This window comes from Streptomyces shenzhenensis (genome assembly GCF_021462265.1).
Taxonomy (GTDB): Bacteria; Actinomycetota; Actinomycetes; order Streptomycetales; family Streptomycetaceae; genus Streptomyces; species Streptomyces shenzhenensis.
Genome location: NZ_JAJONF010000233.1, coordinates 1 through 262, shown reverse-complemented (window position 1 = coordinate 262; position 262 = coordinate 1). Strand labels below are relative to the sequence as shown.

At 72.9% G+C, this 262-nt stretch carries 1 protein-coding gene; it reads left to right on the top strand.

The genetic code is table 11. From position 1 onward, the window contains the following. Positions 1-262, top strand: a 262-nt coding sequence (locus LQ326_RS47605) for an AMP-binding protein (RefSeq protein ID WP_234545439.1), incomplete at both ends; no start/stop codon positions are given.

Sequence of the window (262 nt, the reverse complement as noted above, 5' to 3'; positions counted from 1 at the left end):
CACCACCGACGACCACGACGCAGACGTCCCGCTGGGCCGTGCCATCGCCAACAACGAGGTCCTCCTCCTGGACGAGCACCTCAACCCCGTCCCGGACGGCATCCCCGGGGAGCTGTACCTGGCCGGTGCGGGTCTGGCCCGCGGCTATCTCGGCGACGCCCGCAAGACCGCGGCGGCCTTCCTCCCGCACCCGGAGGTGCCGGGCGTACGGCTGTACCGCACGGGTGACCGAGGCATCCGGCGTACGGACGGGTCGCTGGTC